Annotated in this window: 19 protein-coding genes; 7 read left to right on the forward strand and 12 right to left on the reverse strand. The window is 44.7% G+C overall.

The features are described from left to right. The first annotated feature begins 41 nt into the window (after positions 1 to 41). On the forward strand, positions 42 to 2,882 hold the full coding sequence (locus OCU36_RS07795; RefSeq protein WP_261837481.1) for an Hsp70 family protein: 2,841 nt from the start codon (positions 42 to 44) through the stop codon (positions 2,880 to 2,882). A 172-nt stretch (positions 2,883 to 3,054) separates the two neighbouring features. Here OCU36_RS07795 and OCU36_RS07800 read toward each other — a convergent pair whose 3' ends face one another. The 8 genes from OCU36_RS07800 to OCU36_RS07835 form a co-directional block, all read right to left on the reverse strand. Next, on the reverse strand, positions 3,055 to 3,270 hold the full coding sequence (locus OCU36_RS07800) for a hypothetical protein (RefSeq protein ID WP_261837482.1): 216 nt from the start codon (positions 3,268 to 3,270) through the stop codon (positions 3,055 to 3,057). A gap of 277 nt (positions 3,271 to 3,547) precedes the next feature. After that, the gene (locus OCU36_RS07805) at positions 3,548 to 4,021 is read right to left on the reverse strand and encodes a DUF2947 domain-containing protein (protein ID WP_261837483.1); all 474 of its coding nucleotides are present in this window, start codon (positions 4,019 to 4,021) and stop codon (positions 3,548 to 3,550) included. Between the two features lie 152 nt (positions 4,022 to 4,173). Then, positions 4,174 to 4,761 (reverse strand): ribosomal protein S5-alanine N-acetyltransferase, encoded by a 588-nt coding sequence (gene rimJ / locus OCU36_RS07810; RefSeq protein WP_261837484.1) that lies wholly within the window; start codon positions 4,759 to 4,761, stop codon positions 4,174 to 4,176. Between the two features lie 33 nt (positions 4,762 to 4,794). After that, positions 4,795 to 6,342, reverse strand: coding sequence for a transcriptional regulator TyrR (gene tyrR, locus OCU36_RS07815; protein ID WP_261837485.1), 1,548 nt, complete (start codon positions 6,340 to 6,342; stop codon positions 4,795 to 4,797). A gap of 145 nt (positions 6,343 to 6,487) precedes the next feature. Then, positions 6,488 to 7,540: a YcjF family protein gene (locus OCU36_RS07820; RefSeq protein ID WP_261837486.1), complete on the reverse strand. Its 1,053-nt coding sequence runs from the start codon at positions 7,538 to 7,540 to the stop codon at positions 6,488 to 6,490. A gap of 14 nt (positions 7,541 to 7,554) precedes the next feature. Further along, positions 7,555 to 8,928: a YcjX family GTP-binding protein gene (locus tag OCU36_RS07825; RefSeq protein ID WP_261837487.1), complete on the reverse strand. Its 1,374-nt coding sequence runs from the start codon at positions 8,926 to 8,928 to the stop codon at positions 7,555 to 7,557. A gap of 198 nt (positions 8,929 to 9,126) precedes the next feature. Next, entirely contained in the window at positions 9,127 to 9,312 is a 186-nt protein-coding gene (locus OCU36_RS07830; RefSeq protein WP_261837488.1) for a hypothetical protein, read from the reverse strand. Positions 9,313 to 9,476: 164 nt separating this feature from the next. Next, entirely contained in the window at positions 9,477 to 10,994 is a 1,518-nt protein-coding gene (locus OCU36_RS07835; protein ID WP_261837489.1) for a fumarate hydratase, read from the reverse strand. Between the two features lie 252 nt (positions 10,995 to 11,246). Here OCU36_RS07835 and pabB point away from each other — a divergent pair, with 252 nt between their 5' ends. Continuing rightward, positions 11,247 to 12,638: an aminodeoxychorismate synthase component I gene (pabB, locus tag OCU36_RS07840; RefSeq protein WP_261837490.1), complete on the forward strand. Its 1,392-nt coding sequence runs from the start codon at positions 11,247 to 11,249 to the stop codon at positions 12,636 to 12,638. A gap of 119 nt (positions 12,639 to 12,757) precedes the next feature. On the opposite strand, the gene OCU36_RS07845 is transcribed toward pabB, so the two are convergent. Next, on the reverse strand, positions 12,758 to 14,476 hold the full coding sequence (locus OCU36_RS07845; RefSeq protein WP_261837491.1) for an ATP-binding protein: 1,719 nt from the start codon (positions 14,474 to 14,476) through the stop codon (positions 12,758 to 12,760). A 1-nt stretch (position 14,477) separates the two neighbouring features. Continuing rightward, complete coding sequence (locus OCU36_RS07850; RefSeq protein ID WP_261837492.1) at positions 14,478 to 15,020, reverse strand: heme NO-binding domain-containing protein; 543 nt, start codon at positions 15,018 to 15,020, stop codon at positions 14,478 to 14,480. 302 nt (positions 15,021 to 15,322) lie between these two features. Here OCU36_RS07850 and OCU36_RS07855 point away from each other — a divergent pair, with 302 nt between their 5' ends. The 5 genes from OCU36_RS07855 (at position 15,323) to OCU36_RS07875 (ending at position 21,801) form a co-directional block, all read left to right on the forward strand. Next, positions 15,323 to 15,922, forward strand: a complete 600-nt coding sequence (locus tag OCU36_RS07855; protein WP_261837493.1) for a CoA pyrophosphatase — start codon at positions 15,323 to 15,325, stop codon at positions 15,920 to 15,922. Positions 15,923 to 16,231: 309 nt separating this feature from the next. Next, on the forward strand, positions 16,232 to 17,485 hold the full coding sequence (locus tag OCU36_RS07860; RefSeq protein WP_261837494.1) for an aromatic amino acid transport family protein: 1,254 nt from the start codon (positions 16,232 to 16,234) through the stop codon (positions 17,483 to 17,485). Positions 17,486 to 17,602: 117 nt separating this feature from the next. After that, positions 17,603 to 18,964 (forward strand): L-serine ammonia-lyase, encoded by a 1,362-nt coding sequence (locus OCU36_RS07865; protein ID WP_261837495.1) that lies wholly within the window; start codon positions 17,603 to 17,605, stop codon positions 18,962 to 18,964. A 220-nt stretch (positions 18,965 to 19,184) separates the two neighbouring features. After that, the gene (locus OCU36_RS07870; protein WP_261837496.1) at positions 19,185 to 20,873 is read left to right on the forward strand and encodes an NAD-dependent malic enzyme; all 1,689 of its coding nucleotides are present in this window, start codon (positions 19,185 to 19,187) and stop codon (positions 20,871 to 20,873) included. 151 nt (positions 20,874 to 21,024) lie between these two features. Continuing rightward, positions 21,025 to 21,801, forward strand: a complete 777-nt coding sequence (locus OCU36_RS07875) for a SanA/YdcF family protein (RefSeq protein WP_261837497.1) — start codon at positions 21,025 to 21,027, stop codon at positions 21,799 to 21,801. Positions 21,802 to 21,983: 182 nt separating this feature from the next. Here the strand turns inward: OCU36_RS07875 and OCU36_RS07880 are convergent, their stop codons facing one another. Beyond that, positions 21,984 to 22,334, reverse strand: coding sequence for a GlpM family protein (locus OCU36_RS07880; protein WP_261837498.1), 351 nt, complete (start codon positions 22,332 to 22,334; stop codon positions 21,984 to 21,986). 112 nt (positions 22,335 to 22,446) lie between these two features. After that, positions 22,447 to 23,742 carry a GGDEF domain-containing protein gene (locus tag OCU36_RS07885; protein ID WP_261837499.1) on the reverse strand — a complete coding sequence of 432 codons (1,296 nt, stop codon included), beginning with the start codon at positions 23,740 to 23,742 and terminating at the stop codon, positions 22,447 to 22,449. Positions 23,743 to 23,869: the final 127 nt, after the last annotated feature.

The following is a 23,869-nucleotide window of genomic DNA, read 5'->3' on the forward strand; positions in this document are numbered from 1 at the left end:
ATCAACAAACTGGTCATCACTTTGTCAGAATAAGGTTTTGTATGGCATCTCCTCGTTTTTTAGTCGGCATTGACTTAGGCACAACCAATACTGTGGTTGCCTACTGTGAAATTAACGACGACCTACAACACGCTCCCGTTTCCCTTTTCGAAATCGATCAGCTTATCGGCCCTGGTGAAGTGGTTCGTAAGCCTCTACTCCCATCGTTTCGTTACCACCCTGCACAAGGTCAAATCTCCCCTTCAGACCTAACTATGCCGTGGGAACCAAACCCAGTTGAAGGCGATATAAAGAATGTTATCGTCGGTGAGTGGGCGCGTGAATTGGGTGCTAAGGTTGAAGGTCGCCAAGTATCGAGTGCTAAAAGCTGGCTGTCACACCAAGCGGTGGATCGTAACTCCGACATTCTGCCTTGGGCTGGCGCAACTGACGTCGATAAAGTGTCCCCTGTTGTGGCAAGTGCAAGCTACCTCAACCACATTCGCCAAGCATGGAACTACCGTAACCCGAGCAACAAGCTAGAAGACCAAGATGTTGTGGTTACCGTTCCTGCTTCTTTCGATGAGACCGCACGTAAGCTAACACTCGAAGCCGCAGAACTGGCGGGCTTAGGTAATATTCTATTACTCGAAGAGCCTCAAGCGGTATGTTATGACTGGTATGCCCGTCACCAACAAACTGCAGCAGATGAACTTCAACAGATCCCGCTGATTCTAGTATGTGATGTTGGCGGTGGTACCACCGACTTGAGCTTAATTGAAGCCAAATTCGATGCGAATAGCGACGGAAATACCGAGCTCGCACTTGACCGTATCGGCGTCGGCGAACACTTGATGTTAGGTGGTGATAACCTCGATTTAGCACTCGCTCACCTTGCTGAGCAACGCTTCAATCAAAACAAAAAGCTCAATGCCTCTAGCCTAACTAAACTGATTCAACAAACTCGCGCCGCCAAAGAGAACCTGCTTTCAAGCAATGCACCCGATGATGTGAAGATCACCATGCTGGGCAGCGGTTCAAAACTGCTTGGCGGTACTAAGAGTATTGGCTTAACCAAAAAAGAAGTTCATCAAATCGCATTGGAAGGTTTCTTCCCGCTTTCTGAGTTTACGGAAGTGCCAGACAAACGCCGCAGTGCTGTGGTTGAGTTTGGTCTGCCTTACGTAGCTGACCCTGCGGTGAGTAAGCACATTGCAGAATTCCTAGCAACACATCAACAAGTGTCTAAAGCGGCATTGGAAAATTCAGACTCGATTGAGTTCGATGACACCAAACCTGCCATTCCAGTTGGCGTGCTACTCAATGGTGGTGTGTTTAACAGTGAATTGGTCACTGAGCGAATCACTCAGCTACTGGGCAACTGGAACGGTTCTCCAATCACAGTGCTTGATAACCCTCATCCAGATTGGTCTGTTGCATTGGGTGCGGTGGCCTTTGGTAAAGCTCGCCGTGGCGCACAACTGAAAATTGGTGGCGGTGCCGCTCGTTCTTACTTCTTACATTTGCAAGAAAAGAACAAGATGGGTAAAGCACTTTGCCTACTCGCGAAAGGGACTGAAGAAGGCCAAGAGATACGCTTAAACAGCCGTCGTTTCTCACTGACTTTAGGTGAGCCGGTACGATTTAATCTACTGACTTCCACTCACGATCAAATCGCTCACGATACCGTTATCCAAAACGGCATGATGGTCAATGTCGATGCAGACTTGTTCTCCCCTCTTCCACCGTATATTTCTACACTGGAAAGTTCCGGTACTACAGAACTTCAAGCCAACCAAAAAGAGCGTGTTGAAGTACTGCTAGCCTGCCAGCTAACCGAAGTCGGCACCCTAAAAATGGAGTGCGTAAGTACTGAAGATGACGCTAAGCGTTGGTTGTTGGAGTTTGAAGTCAGAAACAAGCAAAGCGATGAATCTGATACCTCCACACTTCATCCAAGATTGAGCGAATGCAAGGAACTGATTTCTCGCCTGTATAGCGGTAACAAGAAGAGTGCAGAGTCGAAAGAGATCAAAACACTTGCCAAAGATCTTGAGAAACGACTTGGCAAACGTGACGAATGGGATTTCACAACCCTTCGTCACCTGTTTGATACCTTCTCTTTAGGCCGCAAGCGTCGTCGTCGATCAGAAGCACACGAGAAGAACTGGCTGCGTTTAGCGGGATACTCGCTACGTCCTGGGTTTGGTGATCCGACAGACTCATGGCGTATCGAACAGATTTGGGGCCTTTACCAACAGAACATTCAGTTCAAGAACCACCAAGGCTGGACAGACTGGTGGGTATTCTGGCGCCGTGTCGCTGGCGGGCTTAACCAAGAGCAACAAGAAAGTATCTTAGCGGACATCGCTAAGTACCTTCACCCAGGCGCAATGAAGAACCCTAAGACAGCCAAAGATGCACAAGACAATGGTTATGAAGCCATGGTTCGTTTAGCAGCGTCACTTGAGCAACTTGAGGTGGAAGACAAAGTGCTGCTGGCAAGTTGGTTCTTAAGCAAAGCGATCAACCATAACCAATTTGAACAAGCGCACTGGTGGGCGCTAGGTCGACTGGCTTCAAGAACGCCTTTGTATGGTAGCCAACACAGCGTGATTCCTAGAGAGCAAGCTGAACAGTGGTTACCGAAACTGCTTGATCAGAACTGGCATAAAGAGCAGATGATCGCCTTTGCAGCGGTGATGATTTGTCGTAAAACCGGTGACCGTCAGTTTGATATCTCTGACGACTATCGCAATCAAGTGATTGAGAAGCTTAAACAAAGCAAGGTCCCTGATTCATGGTTAACATTAGTGAGTGAAGTGACTGAGCTTTCTGAAAGTGAGTCTAAACGCGTGTTTGGCGATGCATTACCAAGCGGATTGAGCCTAATTAATAGCTAGTTTTAAAAGCGGTGAGTTTGACAGACGATCCATTTTAGTCACCAATTAGAAAAGAAAAAGCCACTTTCGATTTGTTGAAAGTGGCTTTTTTATTGGTGGCTTAAGGCTGGTAGGTTTAATCGACTTATCGCTGTTTGGTTAATAGCCTCAGCCGTGTTGCTGTTGATCATGGTTAATGTTTGGTTCCAGTTGGGTTGATAGGGAAATCCGTATTTTCATAAATATCAGATAGTTTTTTCGGTTTCTTCTCTTTTGCTCCTTTATTTGGTTGATTATGAGTTTCGCTTAAAAGCCATTGCTCATGCATTTTTGCTGAATCCAAAAATTCTGGATCCTCCATTGCTTCCTTGCGAAGTTTATTTACACGTTCGAGAGTCTCCCAAATCATAATACTTCACCTCCACTAAGGCAGTATTATTAATATAGCTAAAACTCAAAAAACTTCAAGTAAGCCAATGAGATAGCGATCTCAATTTAGTAAACTATCAGTATTTAACAGCCTGAAATTTTCATCAACCATCGAAGCCAAATACCAGTCACTCCTTATGCATCTCGAAGATCATCACGTACAAAAAAAGCGAGCTAAATACTCGCTTCCTATCGATACCGTCAACACGCTACCCGTTTCATTCCCTCACGCTTGACTTGGTTATATCACGCTTAACTTATGCACGGTTGCCAATTTTCACCGTGCCGTTGGTAGCGAACCAAAGCGCTTCAGAACGACGGCGCCCCAACAAAATAGGACCATCATCATAGAACAAAAAATTCTTCCAATGTTTTTTAAACACTGACCACTTCGTTTCAAGGATGTTGTATTTTTCGTAACAAAAATAAACCGTTACGTCATCTTGCCAATCGATAAAGTTAAGGATCTCTTCTGGCATGTCCGGTTCGTCGGCTTCCCAATTTGCCATCCAGCTGATCTCTTCTTTCCAGTTAGACGCTTTGCGTGGCCAGTCTTGTGAACTGAGTCTCTCTGCGTCTGGGCTTTGAGGGCTTACGTTCTCTTTCCAAAACTGAGACGCTCTTGCCTGTGTCATTGGCTTAATTTTTTCCAAGTCCTCTATTGGCAAAGGCATCGACTGGTGAGTAAAAATCCATTTTCTTTGGTATTCGTCCAAAGTGGTGTATGACATCAAATTTCCTCAAATATCTTCTCAGGCGAATGGATAACCATGCCTATCTGTTCTTTTTGGTGCAGCGGCGACTTGAGCATCGTTTAGATATTCGCTGCCGCTAAACCTGTATTTCGGTTGAACGGGTATTTACGTCTAATGACGCTTTATGTCTAAAGAACGCGCTTGTCTTGCCAATTTGGGTTAACTAACGCCGTCAATATATGGTCTTCCCATTTACCGTTAATCTGCAAATAATCTTTAGCAAATCCCTCACGGACAAAACCTAAATGTGCCAACACACCTGCACTGCGCTCATTATGAGGCATGTAAGTTGCAATAAGGCGATGCATATTCTGCACATTAAACATGTAGTCTTTTGCCATTCTCAAGCCTCTGCGCATGTACCCTTGGCCCTGTGCGCGTTCAGCCAGTGAGTAACCCACACTACACGCATAGAACGGGAATCGAGACAAATTGCCTAAAGATATTGTGCCAAGCATCTCATTAGAGTCAGCATTGATCAGTAAACAGTAATAACCGAGCCCCATTTTATGAAGCTCGCTTAACTTAATCAGTCGTTGCGCCCAACCTTCTCTTTTGAAGAACGCCTCTTCACGAGTAGGCTCCCATGCTTTAAGGTGCTCTTTATTTATCTGAAAGTACTCACTGATCATACTTGCGTCTTCGATTTCCGCAGTACGTAGAATGAGGTTCCCATCGCGCATGTAAACGCGTTCTGGTGTACTTAAATCTTCCATTTGTTGTTTCTTAACCCGTTAACTTGTTCGGTTTCATCCGTTCTTTCTGATCCCATAATCACGAAGCTTGTTCGCAATTGAGGTATGAGAGACGTTCAAACGTTTTGCCAATTTACGGCTCGATGGGAACGACTGATAAAGCTTCTCGAGTATCTGCGATTCGTAATCCTTCATGATCTCGTCAAGCGAGCCGTTTAAGCTTAAGTTCGCCATTCCAGCCGTCATGGTATCAAGCTGTGGCAAATGAAACTGCTCAACGGTTAACGTATCTGAATCCAACTCGGTGAGTGCACGTAAGACCATGTTGTCCAACTGACGGATGTTACCCGGCCATTGATAATTACTGAGCTGGTCGATCAACTCTTGAGTGAGTTTAGGCTTAAGCATGCCGAGCTGCTGCGAGTATTTCGCAACAAAAAGTTCCAACAATGGCGCGACATCATTAGAGCGTTCACGCAAAGCGGGGATCGATAGAGTCAATACATTCAAGCGGTAGAACAGATCTTCACGAAACGAACCTGAATCTGCGAGTTCAGAAAGGCGGTGACGCGTTGATGCGATAATACGAACATCTGCGTGCATCTCTTCTTCTTCCCCTACACGACGGAATGAACCATCTTGCAGAAAGCGCAGTAATTTGATTTGTAGATGTGGGCTCATTTCACCAATTTCATCTAAAAATACTGTACCGCCATTGGCTTGTTCAAAGATGCCTTTGTGGCCTTGTTCATGATTGAACGAACCCGGAGCATGACCAAATAATTCCGTTTCAGCGACGTCATCCGGCATCGACGCACAGCTTAGAATCAGAAAAGGGAATGAAGATCGATTTGAACGGTTATGACACGCTTTCGCCAACATCTCTTTACCGGTTCCGGTATCCCCTTCAATAAGCAGAGGCTGATCTAGCATGGATAGCTTTTTCGCTTGACTGATCAAGACCTTATGACGATTAGAGACACCAACAAAATGTTCAAACCCTAGATTATTCTGTTCTGGGATAACATCTGTCGCGTTCATCTCTTGGTTGCAAGAGCGAATCGTCATGACGGCACTCGCTAGCACCGCTTCGTTGACGTCGCCGCCAAGATAAATCGGCAATATCTCTATAGAAAAATCTAAGCCGTTTAGCACCACAACTTCTCGATGGCGTGCTACATTGCCTTCGATCCAGCGAGCAAAATTAAAGCTAGGAACGAACGTTGCCAATGGTTCGCCGATCACTTCCTCTTCTTGCTTACCAAAGAGGTTCAGTGCCGCGTGGTTTGCCATATCGACAGAACCCTTCAGGTCAATCGCAATCACGGGATCAGGTAAATTTGCGAGCAGTGCAATCAGTTCGGTGTTATGCCTTTCACTCGGCATAAATTGGATTTTACGCACATCCTTAACACCTGAAATTCGGCGGATCTCAGCCATAAGTTCACTAAAAGCATCAAAATGAATATCTGGGCAGTTAAGATAAATAATGCCTTTAATATCAATCTCAATGCCTCTTAAATCGATGCTTTTTGAGGCCAAGATATCGAGCAACTCACGTGTTAAGCCGAGTCTGTCTTCACACAATACTTCAAGACGCACAGATAGTCCTATTATAGGTGTCAGGATAAGTTGACAGTAGTGTGGATTAAGCTCTAAGTTCAGTCAAGAAGAAGAGTAAACATATGTTTACTCTTGCTGATTAAACGGCTTAAGTCTCATACACTTATTTCAACGCTATGCACTTTTATTTCAAAGTAATACGCTTTATTTCAGAAAGGACAGCTCTGCGGAGGTCTGATAACTTTACTTTTCGATCCTTATGCCAAGGTATCGGACGAAGTAACGTCATGGCTTTTAAACCTAATCGTGCAGTTAGAATACCGACACCTAAGCCCTGTCCAGCCCTTGCAGAGACTTTACCGGCAAGGTCCATTGAGACCAGGTCCATGCTTGCATCTATCGCCAATTCACTGGCACCCGCAGCGGCCATGTTGATCAAGACCAACTTGAACAACTTAATGCGCGACCAGTAACCAAGCTCAATACCATAGACATCAGCAAGCTTGTCTATCATCGTAAAGTTGCGCCACGCCACCAGCAACATGTCGGCCGCCGCTAACGGGCTAACCGCAACCAAAGCCGCAGATTCCGTTGAGAATTTAGTGACGATTTGAGTCGCGAGCTTATCTTGCTGACTCACAACGAGCGCATCATACATATCCAACACTTCCGCATCGCTATGTGCAGGATTGATACTGTTTCGCCATTTATCATACGCTGGAGACTCGGCAACAATACCGCCCTGTTTAGCGATATTTTCACAAAATGCTTTGCCTTTACCGACACTTTGACTTCGTAATAGCTCTTCGCTCTGTTGTTGCACAGTGAAGTGGTCTTTCAGTGAACGCAGCTTCCACAATTCTTTGCCTATTGCGCCCAAGCCCAACGAAGCCATCGCAGCAATGAAACCAGCCCAACCGAGCGCAAGCCAGTCTGCTGATTGAATCGCGGTGATGACTGAGTCAATCGCTTGCCAGCCAACTAAGCCTGAAAACGCGATCAACAAACCAGAAACAAAGCGCTTTTTCTTCTTACTTGGACGAATCACTTGTTCCAGTTGTTGTTCGGCTTCACCATCGAGTTCCGTTTCAACTTGTGGTGCAACTGGTACGAATTTTTCTTGTTCGGAGAATAGCTGCTGAGCGCCCAATTCCGGGCTAACTGTGCTCTTGTCTTGCTCATCAAAAGAGGCCTTCAACGGTTCATCAAAGACCTGTTTCGTTTTTAATTCACTCATATTGATTACCTCGTTTACTTCAACTTATCGCCAATGAGATACTCTATAACTTTGTCGACTCTTAGATGCTGGCAAGGTTCATCAGAGTGTTGTTCCATCGGCCTAAAGCTTGTGAAATCAAATTGGTTGGTTTCCCAATACTGTTTATTCGGCAGTTTGCGTGGCACCTCACCGGGATACATGGTTTGAGGGACATTATCTAAAGTCACACCTTGCAGCGCAGGGACGTTTGACGCACCTGATGAAATATACCCTGCACTTGTCGCTTGAATAGATGCGATGCTCATGCAACTCATATCGATGTGCTCGAACGCAGCCTGTTGCCAAGCCGGATGCACCATCTGTTGTAACAGTGACACCAAGTTCGGATGTTGATCCGGTGTCACGTGATCGGCTTTGGTCGCGGCAAACAAGATCTTGTCGATCTTCGGCGCAAATAGACGTCTTAATATATTGCTTCGACCATATTTAAAGCTCTTCAATAACTGTTCTAACGCACCACGCATGTCCATGAAAGAGTCATAGCCCGCGTTGAGTGGTTGCAAACAGTCCACGAGTACGATTTGTCTGTCAAAGGTCGCAAAGTGATTCTTGTAGAACGCTTTGACGACCTTCTGTTGGTACTCTTCATAACGCGCTTTCAGTACCGCATAGTTGCTGGTTTTAGAAAATCGCTCCTCAGGCGCCACACACGGGAAAAATTGCAGCACAGGCGCACCTTCAAGCTCACCCGGTAATACGAAGCGCCCTGGTTGTACCCAATGCAAACCATGGCGCTTGCACGCATGAAGATACTGAGTGTAGCGATCCGCAATGGCGGCTAATTTCTTTTCGTCGACTTCTGCCAATAAATCAATCTCACCGCGCAGGGTATTCCAGTCTCGCGAATAAGTTTCTCTATCGCCTTTCAATGCCGCAAACTGAGATTGGCTCCAAGTATCAAAATCCATATCCAACAGAGGCAAGTCAAGCAGCCACTCGCCCGGATAATCAACAATATCGAGATACAACGTTCTGTTTTTAACCAGTAGCTTCTTGGCACCTTTCGCTGGCTTATATTTGATGGCTAAACGAATTTCACTGACATCACGCGTTGGCACGGGCCACTCTGGAGGCTGCGTGTTTAATGACTCCATGGCTTCGTCATAAGAGAAGCGTGGGATCATCATATTATGTTGTGGTACACGCTTTGCTCCAATAATCCGGCCATCTCTAGCCGATGCAAGAAGCGGCAAATTTTTGTGAGTAGAAGTATGAAGAAGCTGATTAACCAACGAAGTAATAAACGCTGTTTTACCCGCACGAGAGAGCCCCGTAACCGCGACTCTAAGGTGAGAATCCGTTCCTCTACTGATAAAGTCACTCATTTCTTGAGCTAGGTGTTTCATTTGAACGACTCCGTAATAGTTCAGTTAACGAGTATTAAAAGTTGCAGCGTTAACCGACTGACTGCTCCCTCAAGGGATTGTTGAATATTGGTGGTTTTGCTGATTAGTATGCAATACACATTCTTAATGTTAGATGAATAAAAGCCCCCGACTACATTCATAATCAGGGGCTTTAGAATTTCTTACGATATCCGACTTTTAATCGTCTTCAATCAACTTGTAGATAACAAATAGTGCTATCTCTGCAATTAACCACAGCGCACAAGTAATTGTCACGTATTTATTATCAAAGATACTGATCCCTTTCAAGATCAGGTCGTAACCAATAAAAGCACCTATCACCACTGCCAAGATAATCTGTAGGATCCGAATAAAACGAGGCATTCCTCTCTCCTATGTTCTTATATCAAACGATGTGTTTATCACTATATCATTGATAATATGACAAAAGTGCAGATAATGCTGCATTTTTATTCTTCACTTTCAGTCCTGTTTTACAATTCAAACACTCAAAACAGGATAATTTGCATGTTTTCGGCGTTCGTTAATTACGCTTTCTCAGCTTCTGCAATTTTCACTTTCCAAGTGTCAGGGCCAATTTGGTGTGCGTTCACACCATGAGAATCAACTGCCACGGTGACTGGCATGTCTTCAACTTCAAACTCGTAGATAGCTTCCATACCGAGATCTTCAAACGCGACAACACGGGCTTTTTTAATGGCTTTTGCAACAAGATACGCAGCGCCACCAACCGCCATTAGATACACCGCTTTGTGCTCTTTGATTGATTCAACGGTTGCAGGGCCTCGCTCTGCTTTACCGATCATGCCCATGATGCCGGTTTCGTTCAGCATCATATCCGTGAACTTATCCATACGTGTTGACGTGGTTGGACCCGCAGGACCGACCGCTTCATCACCGACGGCATCTACAGGACCCACGTAGTAGATAAATTTGCCTTTGAAATCAACGCCAGCGGGTAAGCCTTCGCCATTTTCAAGCATGCCTTGAATACGCTTATGAGCGGCATCACGACCCGTTAAGATCTTACCCGACAGAAGAACCGTTTCACCGGTCTTCCACTCTTGTACGTCTTCTTTCGTCACTTCATCAAGATTCACACGACGTGTATTTTCGCCCGCTTCCCAAGTGATGTCTGGCCACTCTTCTAGCTTAGGTGGTGTGAGTTCGGCTGGGCCGCTACCGTCTAATGTGAAGTGGATATGACGCGTTGCCGCACAATTCGGGATCAAACATACTGGTTTAGAGGCTGCGTGCGTTGGTGCTGTTTTGATTTTCACGTCAACAACCGTTGTTAGGCCACCAAGACCTTGTGCACCAATACCCAGCTTATTGACACGGTTGAAGATATCTAAACGAAGCTCTTCTTCTGCGTTTTCAGGGCCTTTCTCGATAAGCTCTTGGATATCGATATGTTCCATAAGAGACTCTTTTGCAAGCACTGCGGCTTTCTCCGCTGTACCGCCAATACCGATACCTAGCATACCCGGAGGACACCAGCCAGCCCCCATTGTTGGTAACGTCTTCTCAACCCATTCTGCAATATCATCAGAAGGGTTGAGCATCACCATTTTAGTTTTATTTTCTGAACCACCACCTTTAGCGGCGATTTGAATCTCAACTTTGTTACCTGGCACCATATTAATGTGCACAACCGCGGGTGTGTTGTCTTTGGTATTAATGCGTTTACCTGCAGGGTCCATTAAGACAGATGCACGCAATGGGTTATCTGGGTTGTTGTAAGCTTGACGAACGCCTTCATCAATCATCTGTTGTACTGTTTGATCCGTTTCCCACCGAACATCCATACCAATATTCACGAAACAAGTAACAATTCCTGTATCCTGACAAATGGGACGATGACCTTCAGCAGACATGCGAGAGTTGATCAGAATCTGAGCGATTGCATCTTTTGCTGCTTGGCTCTCTTCTTTCTCATACGCTTTGCCTAGGGCTTGGACAAAGTCTAAAGGGTGATAATAAGAAATGTATTGAAGTGCATCAGCGACACTGCTGATCACATCTTGCTTACGAATAACCGTCATTGCATGCCTCTTTATTGTTCTGGTTCCATGTGAGCTCTTAAGTTGACGGCTTTGTTTTGCCAGAGTCGTCCACTTGGCTTTTTATTCTATTGAGCTGTATTTCGTTGCCTTTGCAATGACTTGCATAGCTTTAAACGAAATCATAAGCTGACGCCGTTCTGATCAAGAGCCCATTTTATTTCCAATTTATGATACTCTTGCTTCCTCCCACACGCCATGCAGTGATCGAACTCTTTGTCACAAATTAAACAAATGAATAACAACGAATTTCGCTCTATCCAAATCAAGCCGCTTGAATATCAATCAACTTTATCTAAACAGTTGTTTTCTCATATTGAAAACCTACCGTGGGCAATGTTATTACGCTCTGCCTCAGAATGCCATGTAGACAGTCGATACGACATTTTGGTGGCTCAACCTATCGCCACCTTCGAGACAGTCGGCATCAAAACGACCATCACGGTTAACGGAAAAAGCGAAATATCAAGCGCAGATCCTTTTGATCTGCTCAATGAATATCAACAACAGTTACTGCCATCAATCAAAGCGCACCCTGAATTACCGTTCATTGGCGGGGCTTTAGGGTATTTGGGTTACGATTTAGGGCGCAGAGTTGAAAAGCTCCCAGCCCTTGCTGTGCGCGATATTGACGCCCCTGATATGGCAATAGGCTTATATGAATGGGCGATTGTAGTCGATCACAAACGACGTACTGCATGTATCGTTGGACAAAATATTGATTCCCATTGGGCTTGGCTATCTCAACAGCAAGAGAAAAATAGTGAAGAGATAACCGCCAACCATCAAGCTTTTGGATTAACCACGCCATGGCAGTCCAACATGAGTCAACCGAACTACGCCGACAAATTCGATAGTGTTCAAGAGTATTTGTTGTCGGGAGACTGTTACCAAATCAATTTAGCGCAACGTTTTCATGCTCAATACAAAGGCAGCGAGTGGCTAGCATACGAGAAATTAGAGCAAGATAACTCGGCGCCATTTTCTAGCTTCATCCGTTTGGCTAACTGCGCAATCATCAGTGTTTCGCCAGAACGTTTCTTAGAGCTTAAAGATAATCTCATTGAAACAAAGCCAATTAAAGGAACGCGCCCACGTTCAGACGATCCTGAGATTGATGATGCCTACGCTCAAGATTTGACTTGTGCAGAGAAGGACTTAGCAGAAAACCTGATGATCGTTGACCTACTGCGCAACGATATTGGGCGAGTGGCGAAACCGGGAACCGTTCACGTGCCGAAACTCTTTGAAGTCGAAAGCTTTCCAGCCGTCCATCACTTGGTGAGTACCATCCGGGCTGACCTTGATCATCGATATTCGGCAACCGATTTGTTAAAAGCTTGCTTCCCTGGCGGTTCGATTACGGGCGCACCAAAAATTCGTGCGATGCAGATCATTGAAGAGTTGGAACCACACCGACGTTCAGCGTATTGCGGCAGTATTGGTTACATCAGTCGAAATAATAGAATGGACACTAGCATTACCATTCGTACATTAGTCGCAGAGAACAACACGCTTTATGCTTGGGCTGGCGGTGGTGTGGTATTTGACAGTGATTGCGCTTCTGAATATCAAGAAACACTGGATAAGCTGAGCCGTATTTTACCGGTACTTGAAAACAGCTAAGTACCACAGCTTAACGACTGGCAAAAACACGGTATGAAAAGAAACCGAAGGATCGCAAGAGCCTTCGGTTTTTGAGCTTTAATTAAGAGTATTTAACTGACAACGCTTTGTTCACGTGTTTAAGCGACCTTAACAGCAGAGACACCCCATTTAATAAGTGCCTCTTTAAGATCGATGGCGGTATAAGGCTTACTAAGAATGTCATCCATTCCACACTGAATACAACGTTCCCGTTCCTCAAGTGTCGTTCCGGCAGTCAAAGCGACTATAGACTTGGAATAGCCTTCCTTTCTTAGCTTCTCTGTGGCTTCAAATCCGTCCATGATAGGCATTCTGCAATCCATAAATACAATGTCGAACTCATTGTGTGACGCGAGCTCAACCCCTTCGACACCATTACTTGCAATGGCGGGTTCAATCTCATGTTTGCGTAACATTTGTTGGATGATGATCTGGTTCATCTTAATATCATCAACTACCAGTACTTTAAGCTGTGACAATTCAGCCTCTGACTCGAAGTCTTTGCCTACACGATCACTCTCAACGGGGACGTCGACAACTTGTAGAGGCATCGAGATAGTAAATTTGGTGCCTGAACCAACGACACTGGTCACGCCAATATCGCCATTCATCAGCGCCACCAGCTTGCGACAAATCGCTAATCCCAGCCCTGTGCCTTCATAATTTCGACTACTTGAATTATCCGCTTGCGTAAAAGGTTCAAACAGCGTTTTATGCGCCGATTCTGCAATCCCGACCCCGGTATCTTCCACAGAGAAAACAAACTGGTTTTTGTGCCACTTGATATCAACGTTCACATACCCTTTTTCTGTAAATTTAATCGCATTACCGATTAGATTCACAAACACCTGGGTGATGCGTTCCAAATCGCCTTGAAAATGTGAGGGAACGTTTGCTGCAACACTGATATTAAATTCCAGCTGCTTCTCTATTGCGCGATTAACGAAGATACTTTCAATTGTATTTCTTAAATCACCCAACGCAAATTTCTTTGGAATAAGCTCCAACATCCCTGCATTGATTTTACTGAAATCAAGTAAGTCATTAATGATGGTTCTAAGAAACTCTCCAGATTGACTTAAGTTATTCACTATCTCACGTTGAGAGCTGTTCAGTTCGGTATCACTGAGCAATTCTGCACTGCCGAGTAAACCATTAAGTGGCGTTCTTAACTCATGGTTAATCATGGCCACAAAGTCACGCGTAGCCCTTTCAGACTCTTCCGCTCGTTGACGTGATTCAATATTGCGGTTAATCGCAAGTTGATGGGTTAAAGCACTGCAGATGAGGTCCGTGACTAACAACAATTGGCTTTCGATAAACTCGTAGTCTTGGTCTAATAACCTGACTTTCACGATTAACGCGCCGACGATTACTTTTTCAACCTCTAAAGGCACGGTCAGTAGATTGGCTTGCCAATGCGGCTCTTGAATGTCTTGCTCTAACACTTCAACGGTTTCGTCGCCATAATCATAGGTGTGTAACTGAGGGATGAGCTTGGGGGGTAAAATTAAACGACTGGCTTCGATCAAATAGCTATTGGTCACATTCGTTGTTAACTCAGAGAGCATGACATCATCCAGATCATTTCTTAGAAACGCGCGTCCAAAATCAATCAACAGGTTGTCGATTTGTTCTTGGAATTCAATACGGCGTATATTCGCATTGGAGCGCTTTTCTAACTGACGCAAAGCAAGCTCAAGCTGTTGGTTAGCCTCAAACAGTTCGAGGCTCTTCTGTTCCAACAATCCTTCAGCCGCTTTCCTTGCCGCGATTTGACGCTTAAGCTTCTTCTCTAGGGCAGATGCCAGATCCATATTACTTTTCTACTTTGAGATGAAACCTAACCACGCTTTGGTCATCATTTTGCGGTGTCATCTCCACTGCGATAGATTCACCGTGGTATTCAGCGCACCCTTCTATAAGTCCTAAGCAGACATGAGACATACACCTTGCGCTTTTATAGTCAAAAACAAGTTGTGCTTCGGTCGTGGTGATAAAACTGAATTCAGGTGGCTCAGCATCCGGATAGAGCTTCTTCACTTCCACGTGAATGTAGCGCTCTACGTGCTGAATAAATTGAAAGGTGGTATTGCTGTGAGCAAGGCTCGCTTTATTCGGTAAAGAGGCCAGTAAGTTCTTAAATACAGACTGGCCAAACACCCGTTGCAAGCTTGCCGCATCAATATCGGTTTTCTTACTCAAGTTGATAATCAACCTAACAAGATCTTTGTGGTCGTAACTGCCAACCGACGTATAAATGCCTTCATCTTCTGACATTTCTAGAACTTCTTCCAAAAGCTCTAACCCAAACTTGTCTTCGACAAGATCTAAAAACTCGGTGAATATGATTCCTTTCATCGCATACCTTTCCTGTTATTTCTTTTTAGAATGGTCCACTAAGTTGTTGTTATCAAATTCTTAAACAAAAAATCGACGTTTCGTCACCCAATTTTATGACCTAGATAACGCTACTTGCCTATATGCAGATAATTAAATAGAGAAAAAATCACCCTTTTGAGGAGGTTGATCGATAAAGTGGCACTCATGACGCTCCATTCATGGCGAAAGAGACAAAGTAAATGAAGAAAAACTCAATATTGGTAATCAGCTCACGGTTATGTCTATACTTAAAATCAAAATAATCAATATATTGGATTGATATGAATAAAGAAAACTTCCTTCAACAATTCCAACTCATCCCTACGGTTGGCTATCATCCCGAGTCAATAGAACGTGTTTCGCATATCAGTGGCGATCAATTGCGTAAAGCGGCTGTGGTGGTCGGTTTAGTGGAACGAGAAGATGGTTTACATGTTATTTTTACGAAAAGAGCTGCTCATTTAAAGCATCACCCCGGTCAAGTCAGCTTTCCCGGAGGTAAACATGAACTCTCTGACCCTTCTTTGCAATTCACTGCTCTCAGAGAGCTCCACGAAGAGGTCGGAATTCGTTCGGATCAAGTTGAGATTGTAGGACAATTACCCGCTTTGAGTACCATAAGTAAATTCTCAGTGACCCCCATTGTTGTAATGGTCGATCCTGATTACCAAGCGATTATTGATGAGAACGAAGTTGCCTCTATTTTTGAAGTACCTGCCTCTTATGTTTTAGACCAAGCCAAGCTTCATAGCCATACCGTCAATTTTAAGAAAATCAAACATCGTGTTTTTGCAATGCCCTTCCAAGAGCACCTCATTTGGGGCGTTACGGCGCAAATTATTCAATCTATGCAGCAGCACGTATTGCAACCAACCACATAGCAACTACATTTTGTTTGATATCTGTTAACAAAACCCAGACTTTCTATAGAACAAATTTATTAATGCCATTTTACGCAACCGTTTCCTTCTTATAAAGCCACTCAATTTCATCTCTCACATAAATAAAACTAATAACAAGCATTAACATAAATCACCTGTGGCACGCTATTTTCGTGATCAAAAATCCGTTTTTCGCATATCATGTGACACGCCATTTCATTACATGATTTAGATCTATTTTTTGTAGAAGAAAATTCTGCAAAATCAGCGCCAACTTATTTCCTGTTCCCAAAAAATGAGTAATTTAACATGAACACAACAACTTCTTCGGCAAATGCCGTTAATGATTCAAGCAAGTTTAACTATAAAGATTTTACCTGGTGTTTATCACTATTCGGTACAGCCGTTGGTGCTGGCGTACTATTCCTTCCAATCAAAGCAGGTGCGGGTGGTTTTTGGCCATTAGTTATCCTAGCGCTAATCGCGGCACCAATGACTTGGTTCGCACACAAATCTCTGGCTCGTTTTGTCTTGTCTTCTAAGAACCCAGAAGCCGACATTACAGATACAGTTGAAGAACACTTTGGTAAGACTGGCGCCAACCTTATTACTTTTGCATACTTTTTTGCCATCTACCCAATCGTTCTTATTTACGGTGTTGGTATCACCAACACCGTTGACTCTTTCCTAGTAAACCAAATAGGGATGGCAGCCATTCCACGCCCTCTTCTTTCTGGTGCACTTATCTTGGCGATGACAGCCGGTGTTGTCTTCGGCAAAGAGTTGATGTTGAAAGCAACTTCCGCGATGGTTTACCCACTGGTATTCATCCTACTCGCCCTGTCTTTTTACCTAATCCCTGATTGGAACACTTCAATGATGGAAACAAGTCCTGAATGGTCAGCAATGCCTTCTATTATTTGGCTTGCTATTCCAATCATCGTGTTCTCTTTCAACCACAGCCCAATCATTTCACAATTCTCTAAAGAGCAACGTCGTGTATACGGTGAAGACGCAGTTAAGAAAACGGACGCGATCACTGGTGGTGCGGCAATGATGCTGATGGGCTTTGTCATGTTCTTTGTGTTCTCTGTCGTACTTTCTCTATCTCCAGAGCAACTCGCTACAGCACAAGCGCAAAATATCTCTGTTCTTTCGTACCTAGCTAACGTTCATGAGTCGCCACTTATCTCTTACATGGGGCCTCTAGTCGCGTTTGCAGCCATTACTTCTAGCTACTTCGGTCACTTCCTAGGCGCTCATGAAGGTCTTGTTGGCCTCGTCAAGTCTCGCTCAGGTTCATCAATCAGCACGATTGAAAAAGCGTCTCTTGCGTTCATCGTTGTTACTACTTGGATTGTTGCTGTCGTTAACCCAAGCATCTTAGGCATGATTGAAACCATGGGTGCACCAATGATTGCCGCTATCCTGTTCCTAATGCCGATTTTCGCGATGCAAAAAGTCCCAGCGATGGCTAAGTACAAAACATCAGCTCCTGTACAAATCTTTACAGCTTTATGTGGTTTAGCCGCTATTAGTTCTGTAATCTACGGCGCGCTTTGATCTCAAGCCTTTTATAAGATGACACCCATCTTATATCGCGAGATTAGACAAAAAATATAATGATAATAAATGAGCCTCCCTACTCCCCTTGGGAGGTTCTCTTTTGAGGTAATCGCTATGATTAGTGTATTTGATATCTATAAAATCGGTGTTGGTCCATCGAGCTCACACACAGTTGGACCAATGAAAGCGGGTAAAGAATTTATTGATGACCTACGTTCAATGGGAAAATTGCGCGACATCACTAAAATCACCGTGGACGTATATGGATCATTATCACTGACAGGGAAAGGTCACCACACAGATATCGCAATCATCATGGGTCTTGCTGGCAACACCCCAGAGAAAGTCGATATCGATTCGATTGCGGGCTTCATTGCTCGCGTAGAAGAAACTGAACGCCTTCCTGTTGGCATGCACTGTCATACCGTATCGTTCCCACGCGATGGCGGTATGAACTTCCATACCAGCAACCTTTCTCTACACGAGAATGGTATGAGCATTCATGCTTGGGTTGACGACGAAGTTTCATACTCAAAGACTTACTACTCGATTGGTGGCGGCTTCATCGTTGACGAAGAGAACTTCGGCAAAGAAGAACAAAATCCAATCAAAGCGCCTTACGAATTTACCACAGCGGAAGAGCTGGTTAATCAATGTAAGGAGAGCGGGCTTTCAATTAGTACATTGGTGATGAAAAACCAAGCGGCTTACCATTCAGACGAAGAGTCTCGTACTTACTTCGCGAACATCTGGAAAACGATGCGTGAATGTATGGATCGAGGTATGAATACTGAAGGCATCCTGCCGGGTCCACTGCGTGTACCTCGTCGTGCCGCTTCACTGCGCCAACTTCTGATCACTTCAGAAAAAACAACCAATGATCCAATGACGGTTGTTGATTGGGTGAACATGTTTGCGTTCGCAGTAAACGAAGAAAATGCAGCAGGTGGTCGTGTCGTCACCGCTCCAACAAACGGTGCATGTGGCATCATCCCTGCAGTATTGGCTTATTACGATAAGTTCATCCAAACGGTCACAGAGAAGGACTACATCCGTTACTTCGCTGCTTCTGGCGCGATCGGGGGTCTTTACAAGCGGAACGCTTCTATCTCTGGTGCTGAAGTGGGTTGTCAGGGAGAAGTAGGCGTGGCATGTTCTATGGCTGCGGCAGGCCTTGCAGAGCTGATGGGTGGTAGCCCTGAACAAGTCTGTATGGCGGCAGAAATCGCAATGGAGCACAACTTAGGCCTGACCTGTGACCCTGTTGCTGGCCAAGTACAAGTACCATGCATCGAGCGTAACGGTATTGCCGCAGTAAAAGCCATTAACTCAACGCGTATGGCACTGCGACGCTCTTCTGCTCCTACTGTTTCTTTAGATAAAGTGATCGAAACAATGCTAGAAACAGGCAAAGACATGAACGCTAAATACCGAGAGACTTCTCAAGGTGGATTAGCGATCAAGGTTGTTTGTTAATCGCTTAACGGTAAATCTCTATTTAAAAGTCTAAGGGACACCTTAGACTTTTCTTCCAAAAAAGCGTGAGCAGAACGAATTGTGGCAGTCAAATTCGATAAGTGTGGAGCACAAGTAAGAATAGCACTTTGTTTGCTCAGATCGGAGGGAAACTATTTACAATTGTATAACTAAACCGTTATCATTTTTCAGTTACCCTTTCTCCCATATTAGGCATCTAATGAACAACGATAAACGCCCTCTGTATATCCCTTATGCAGGTCCTGCACTATTAAGCACCCCTCTTCTGAATAAAGGCAGCGCATTCACTGCTGAAGAGCGTAGCTCTTTTAACCTTGAAGGTTTGTTACCGGAAACAACCGAAACAATCCAAGAACAAGTAGGACGAGCATACAAACAATATTGTAATTTCGAAAATGATATGGATAAGCATATCTACCTTCGTAATATTCAGGATACCAATGAAACCCTTTTTTATCGTTTAGTTCAAAACCACATCTCTGAAATGATGCCTATCATTTACACGCCAACGGTTGGCGCAGCATGCGAGAACTTCTCAAATATTTATCGTCGTGGTCGGGGGCTATTTATTTCGTACCCGAACCGCGAACGTATCGATGACCTACTGAATAATGCGACAAACCACAACGTTAAAGTTATCGTGGTTACGGACGGTGAGCGCATTCTTGGTTTGGGCGATCAAGGCATCGGCGGCATGGGGATTCCAATTGGTAAGCTAGCTCTTTACACCGCTTGTGGTGGTATCAGTCCTGCCTACATGCTGCCAATTGTACTCGATGTGGGTACTAACAACCCTCAACGTCTTGCTGACCCAATGTACATGGGCTGGCGTCACCCTCGTATTACAGGTGCTGACTACGATGCGTTCGTTGAAGAGTTCATCCAAGCCGTTCAACGCCGCTGGCCCGATGCTCTGGTTCAGTTCGAAGATTTCGCACAAAAGAACGCCATGCCGTTGCTTGAGCGTTACAAAGATCGCATCTGTTGTTTTAATGATGACATCCAAGGCACGGCTGCTGTGACGGTTGGTTCTCTGCTCGCAGCATGTAAAGCTGCAAACAGCAAACTTTCACAACAGCGCATTACCTTCTTAGGTGCAGGCTCTGCGGGTTGTGGTATTGCAGAAGCTATCATCGCACAAATGGTGTCAGAAGGAATCAGTGACGCACAAGCTCGTTCTCAAGTTTACATGGTTGACCGTTGGGGTCTGCTACAGGAAGGCATGCAGAACCTGCTCGATTTCCAGCAACGCTTAGTACAAACCAACGCAAACACCCAAAATTGGGAAAGCGACGGCTCAGGTTTCTCTCTACTAGACGTTGTTCGTCATGCTAAACCAACGGTATTAGTGGGTGTTTCAGGTGCGCCAGGTCTATTCAGCAAAGAAGTCATCAAAGAGATGCATCTGCACTGTAAGCGCCCTATCGTATTCCCACTGTCTAACCCAACGAGCCGTGTTGAAGCGACACCAAACGATATTATTCGTTGGACGGATGGCCAAGCGCTGGTTGCGACAGGCAGCCCATTTGAACCAGTCACTCATAACGGTACGACTTACCCAATCGCTCAGTGTAACAACAGCTACATCTTCCCAGGCATCGGCCTAGGTGTGCTGGCTGTGAACGCTTCACGCATCACGGATGAAATGCTGATGGAATCAAGCCGTGCATTGGCCACGTGTTCTCCACTCGCCATCAATGGTTCAGGCGCACTACTGCCGCCGTTGGAAGAGATCCACACCGTATCGAAGAAGATTGCGCTTGCCGTTGGTAAGAAAGCGATTGAACAAGGTGTTGCACTAGAGATCACAGAAGAAGCATTGCAACAAGCGATTGACCAGCACTTCTGGCAGCCGGTTTACCGTCGCTACAAGCGTACTGCATTCTAATTAATCGGACGAACCTTTCTTAACCTGAGCCTCTGCAATTGCAGGGGCTTTTTTCTTTCTGCTGTCTGTCTTTTTAACTGATTTTTCTCATTTTTATTTGGTATTATCGAACCCTCAAAAATTAATGCTCAGCCAAAAGGTCATGCCGAGAGTGAAATCTGATTCTCATAGTTACCGTAAATACTTACTAAAAACTTATCCAAAGCTAAAAACGTGTCTGTTTGGCGCTTTTCTGGTGTTCTTAGTTGGCTGCGCGTCGGTTATTGCCATTGATTACTGGGTTTCATGGCAGGCAAAAGATCGTATTATCTATGATATTGATGACGTGCCTAAGGTGGAAGTTGCTGTCGTATTAGGCACCAGTAAATATTTAGGGAGAACACTCAACGACTATTATAAATACCGAATTGAGTCCGCGATTGAGTTGTTTGAACATAAGAAGGTCAATCAGTTCCTACTCAGTGGTGACAACGCCCATCGTTCTTACAATGAACCTTGGACAATGAAACGTGATCTCTTGAGAGCGGGAGTTCCTGAGGAGCGCATCAACCTCGATTATGCGGGCTTTCGAACTTTGGATTCAATTGTTCGAGCTAAGAAGATATTTGATACCGATAACTTCCTGATCATTACTCAGAAGTTCCATTGTGAAAGAGCCCTGCTCATCGCAAGCTCTTACGATATTCATGCTCAATGTTTAGCCGTTTCAGGGCCGACTCATCATTCAGGATCAACCATACGTTTACGTGAAGTCTTTGCGCGCACCAAAGCGTTTCTTGATCTGTATATTATGGGGACGACACCAAAGTTTCTTGGTCCTAAAGAGCCCATCCAACCAAATCCAAAGCAGGAGCCGTTGCCAATTCCTAATCCTATTGCTGACCCCACTGCAAACCCTATTGCACACCCAGCCGAGACCGATATATAGAAAAAGACCTATGTGGAATTTGTTGCCCCACACTTCCCCCATTGTTAAGCAAAAATATACCAATACGCCTTAATTAACTTGGGTAACATTCTTCTAATAAAGTCTGACCCGGCATCAAATCAATATACCTCGTACCGAATAAGCACCACTCTTGATGTTAGGGCACCAATAAAACGAGGCTCTCAAATCGTACTTGGCATCAAACGCGTCCAACCTAGCAGCAACATTGAAGCACACAATATCCACACTAAGGTCGCTAACGAAAGTGTCGATACTAAGTTATAGCGATAACTAAACAGATACACAGCGCTAAGATAAGCGGCATAGGGCACTAGCGAAAACAGGCCAAACAGTGCTGTTGTGCGCAACTCCACCATGGTTTGTTCCGTGCCAACAATGTAGTGAGCAATCAGAGCAAAGGTCGGAAACAGCGGTACTAAACCAGAGATGTAAAAGCTCTTACTCTTCGACAGCAACGCAATCAATAAAACCGCGGCCGCACCCAGCAGGCATTTAAAGAACAACGAGATCATTTTTGTACGTTATCCACACAAATAAACAAAGGCGACTCAACCAGTTGCCATAAAAACGCCACACGTCAGATGTGTACGCGTGACTCATAAACGAATCGAAACAATGTTCAGATTAGTGACTCACGAACACCTGATTTCGCCCTGAGCGCTTGGCTTGGTATAGAGCCTCATCAGCGCGCTCAATGGTGTCAGCCACTCTATGGGGCTCCATCTCGGCAACGCCAATGCTGCATGTCAGCGGATCACCGTGTATCCAAAGGTGTTGGCAAATCAACAATCGAATTTTTTCCGCTTTCATCTGCGCTTCATCCACGCCGACTTCAGGGCAAAAAACGATAAACTCTTCCCCCCCCCAACGCACTAACTTGTCTGTTGTGCCAATGGAACGGCCTACCACCATGCTGAACTCGCGTAAAATATCGTCACCCATTTGATGTCCGAATTTGTCATTCACGCTCTTGAAGTAATCGATATCCATATACAACACCGTTAGCTTACTATGACCGAGCTTAACGTATTGCGACTGCACACCTAACCAATCTCGAATTGCATGTCGATTAAGAGTGCCCGTTAATTCATCATAGTGTGCCATTTCAGAAAACTCATCATTCTGATCTCTCAGATATTGATTCACATTTTCCAAATGGTGATGCCTTCTCTCAGCGATAATCATACGTTTACGTGCACTGTTCAGCTCTGAAAGTAAAAACACAATACCCGTGCTGACCCAAATGAACAGTAAGCCTAAGAACAGGTTTTCTGCGGTAATGTACGAACCTTCAAACTCAATGCTGTCTATCACAATTCGGTGATGACCAAGTTTAGCTCCAGAGGCTGTAGCGAACTCAACCATGTTAACGTTTGAATATTCAGGGGCTGAATGCTCTAGTGAAATATTATTGTCGGCTAACCACCATGTCATCACCTGAAGATTAGCGATAGGGATTTCAATCACTCCACCATCCCCGTCAACAGAAAACTCTAGCCCATTGTACTTATGCGTGTACTCATCATCAGGAACAGAGTAAGCAGGGTTATAATTACGCAGATAAGTTCGTAAACGGCGACGAGAGTCACCCTCTGCTTGATACTCAATGTTGAATCTAAAGAGGTGGTATTGGGAAAGGTCAAGGCCGCGGGTAATATCAGGATCGATATGAATCGATAGGCCGCAATAAGGCCAAGGATAGTCCGATTTTTTAAGTTCACAATCGAGAACATATTGGCCATTTTCATAGGACAATTCGGACGTGCTGGCTCCGTTATTAACTTGATCGTTGGTCGCCATAAATTTGTAATCATCCGGCGTAATCTCGGTTACCACACGATTCCCGTTCACACGGTAATACTGCACAATGGCAAACGTTGCGATAACTAAAAAGATAACTATCTTATGGGTCCATTTCACGTCTAAACTTCCAGATCAAGGTCCCAAAACCAGGGATTGAACGATATAAAACAAGTCAAGTATGTCGACATTTCTCATACTAATGATTCACTCAATAACGTTATACCATGCTTCAACAAAATGTCAT

It is taken from the genome of Vibrio artabrorum (assembly GCF_024347295.1).
GTDB lineage: Bacteria > Pseudomonadota > Gammaproteobacteria > Enterobacterales > Vibrionaceae > Vibrio > Vibrio artabrorum.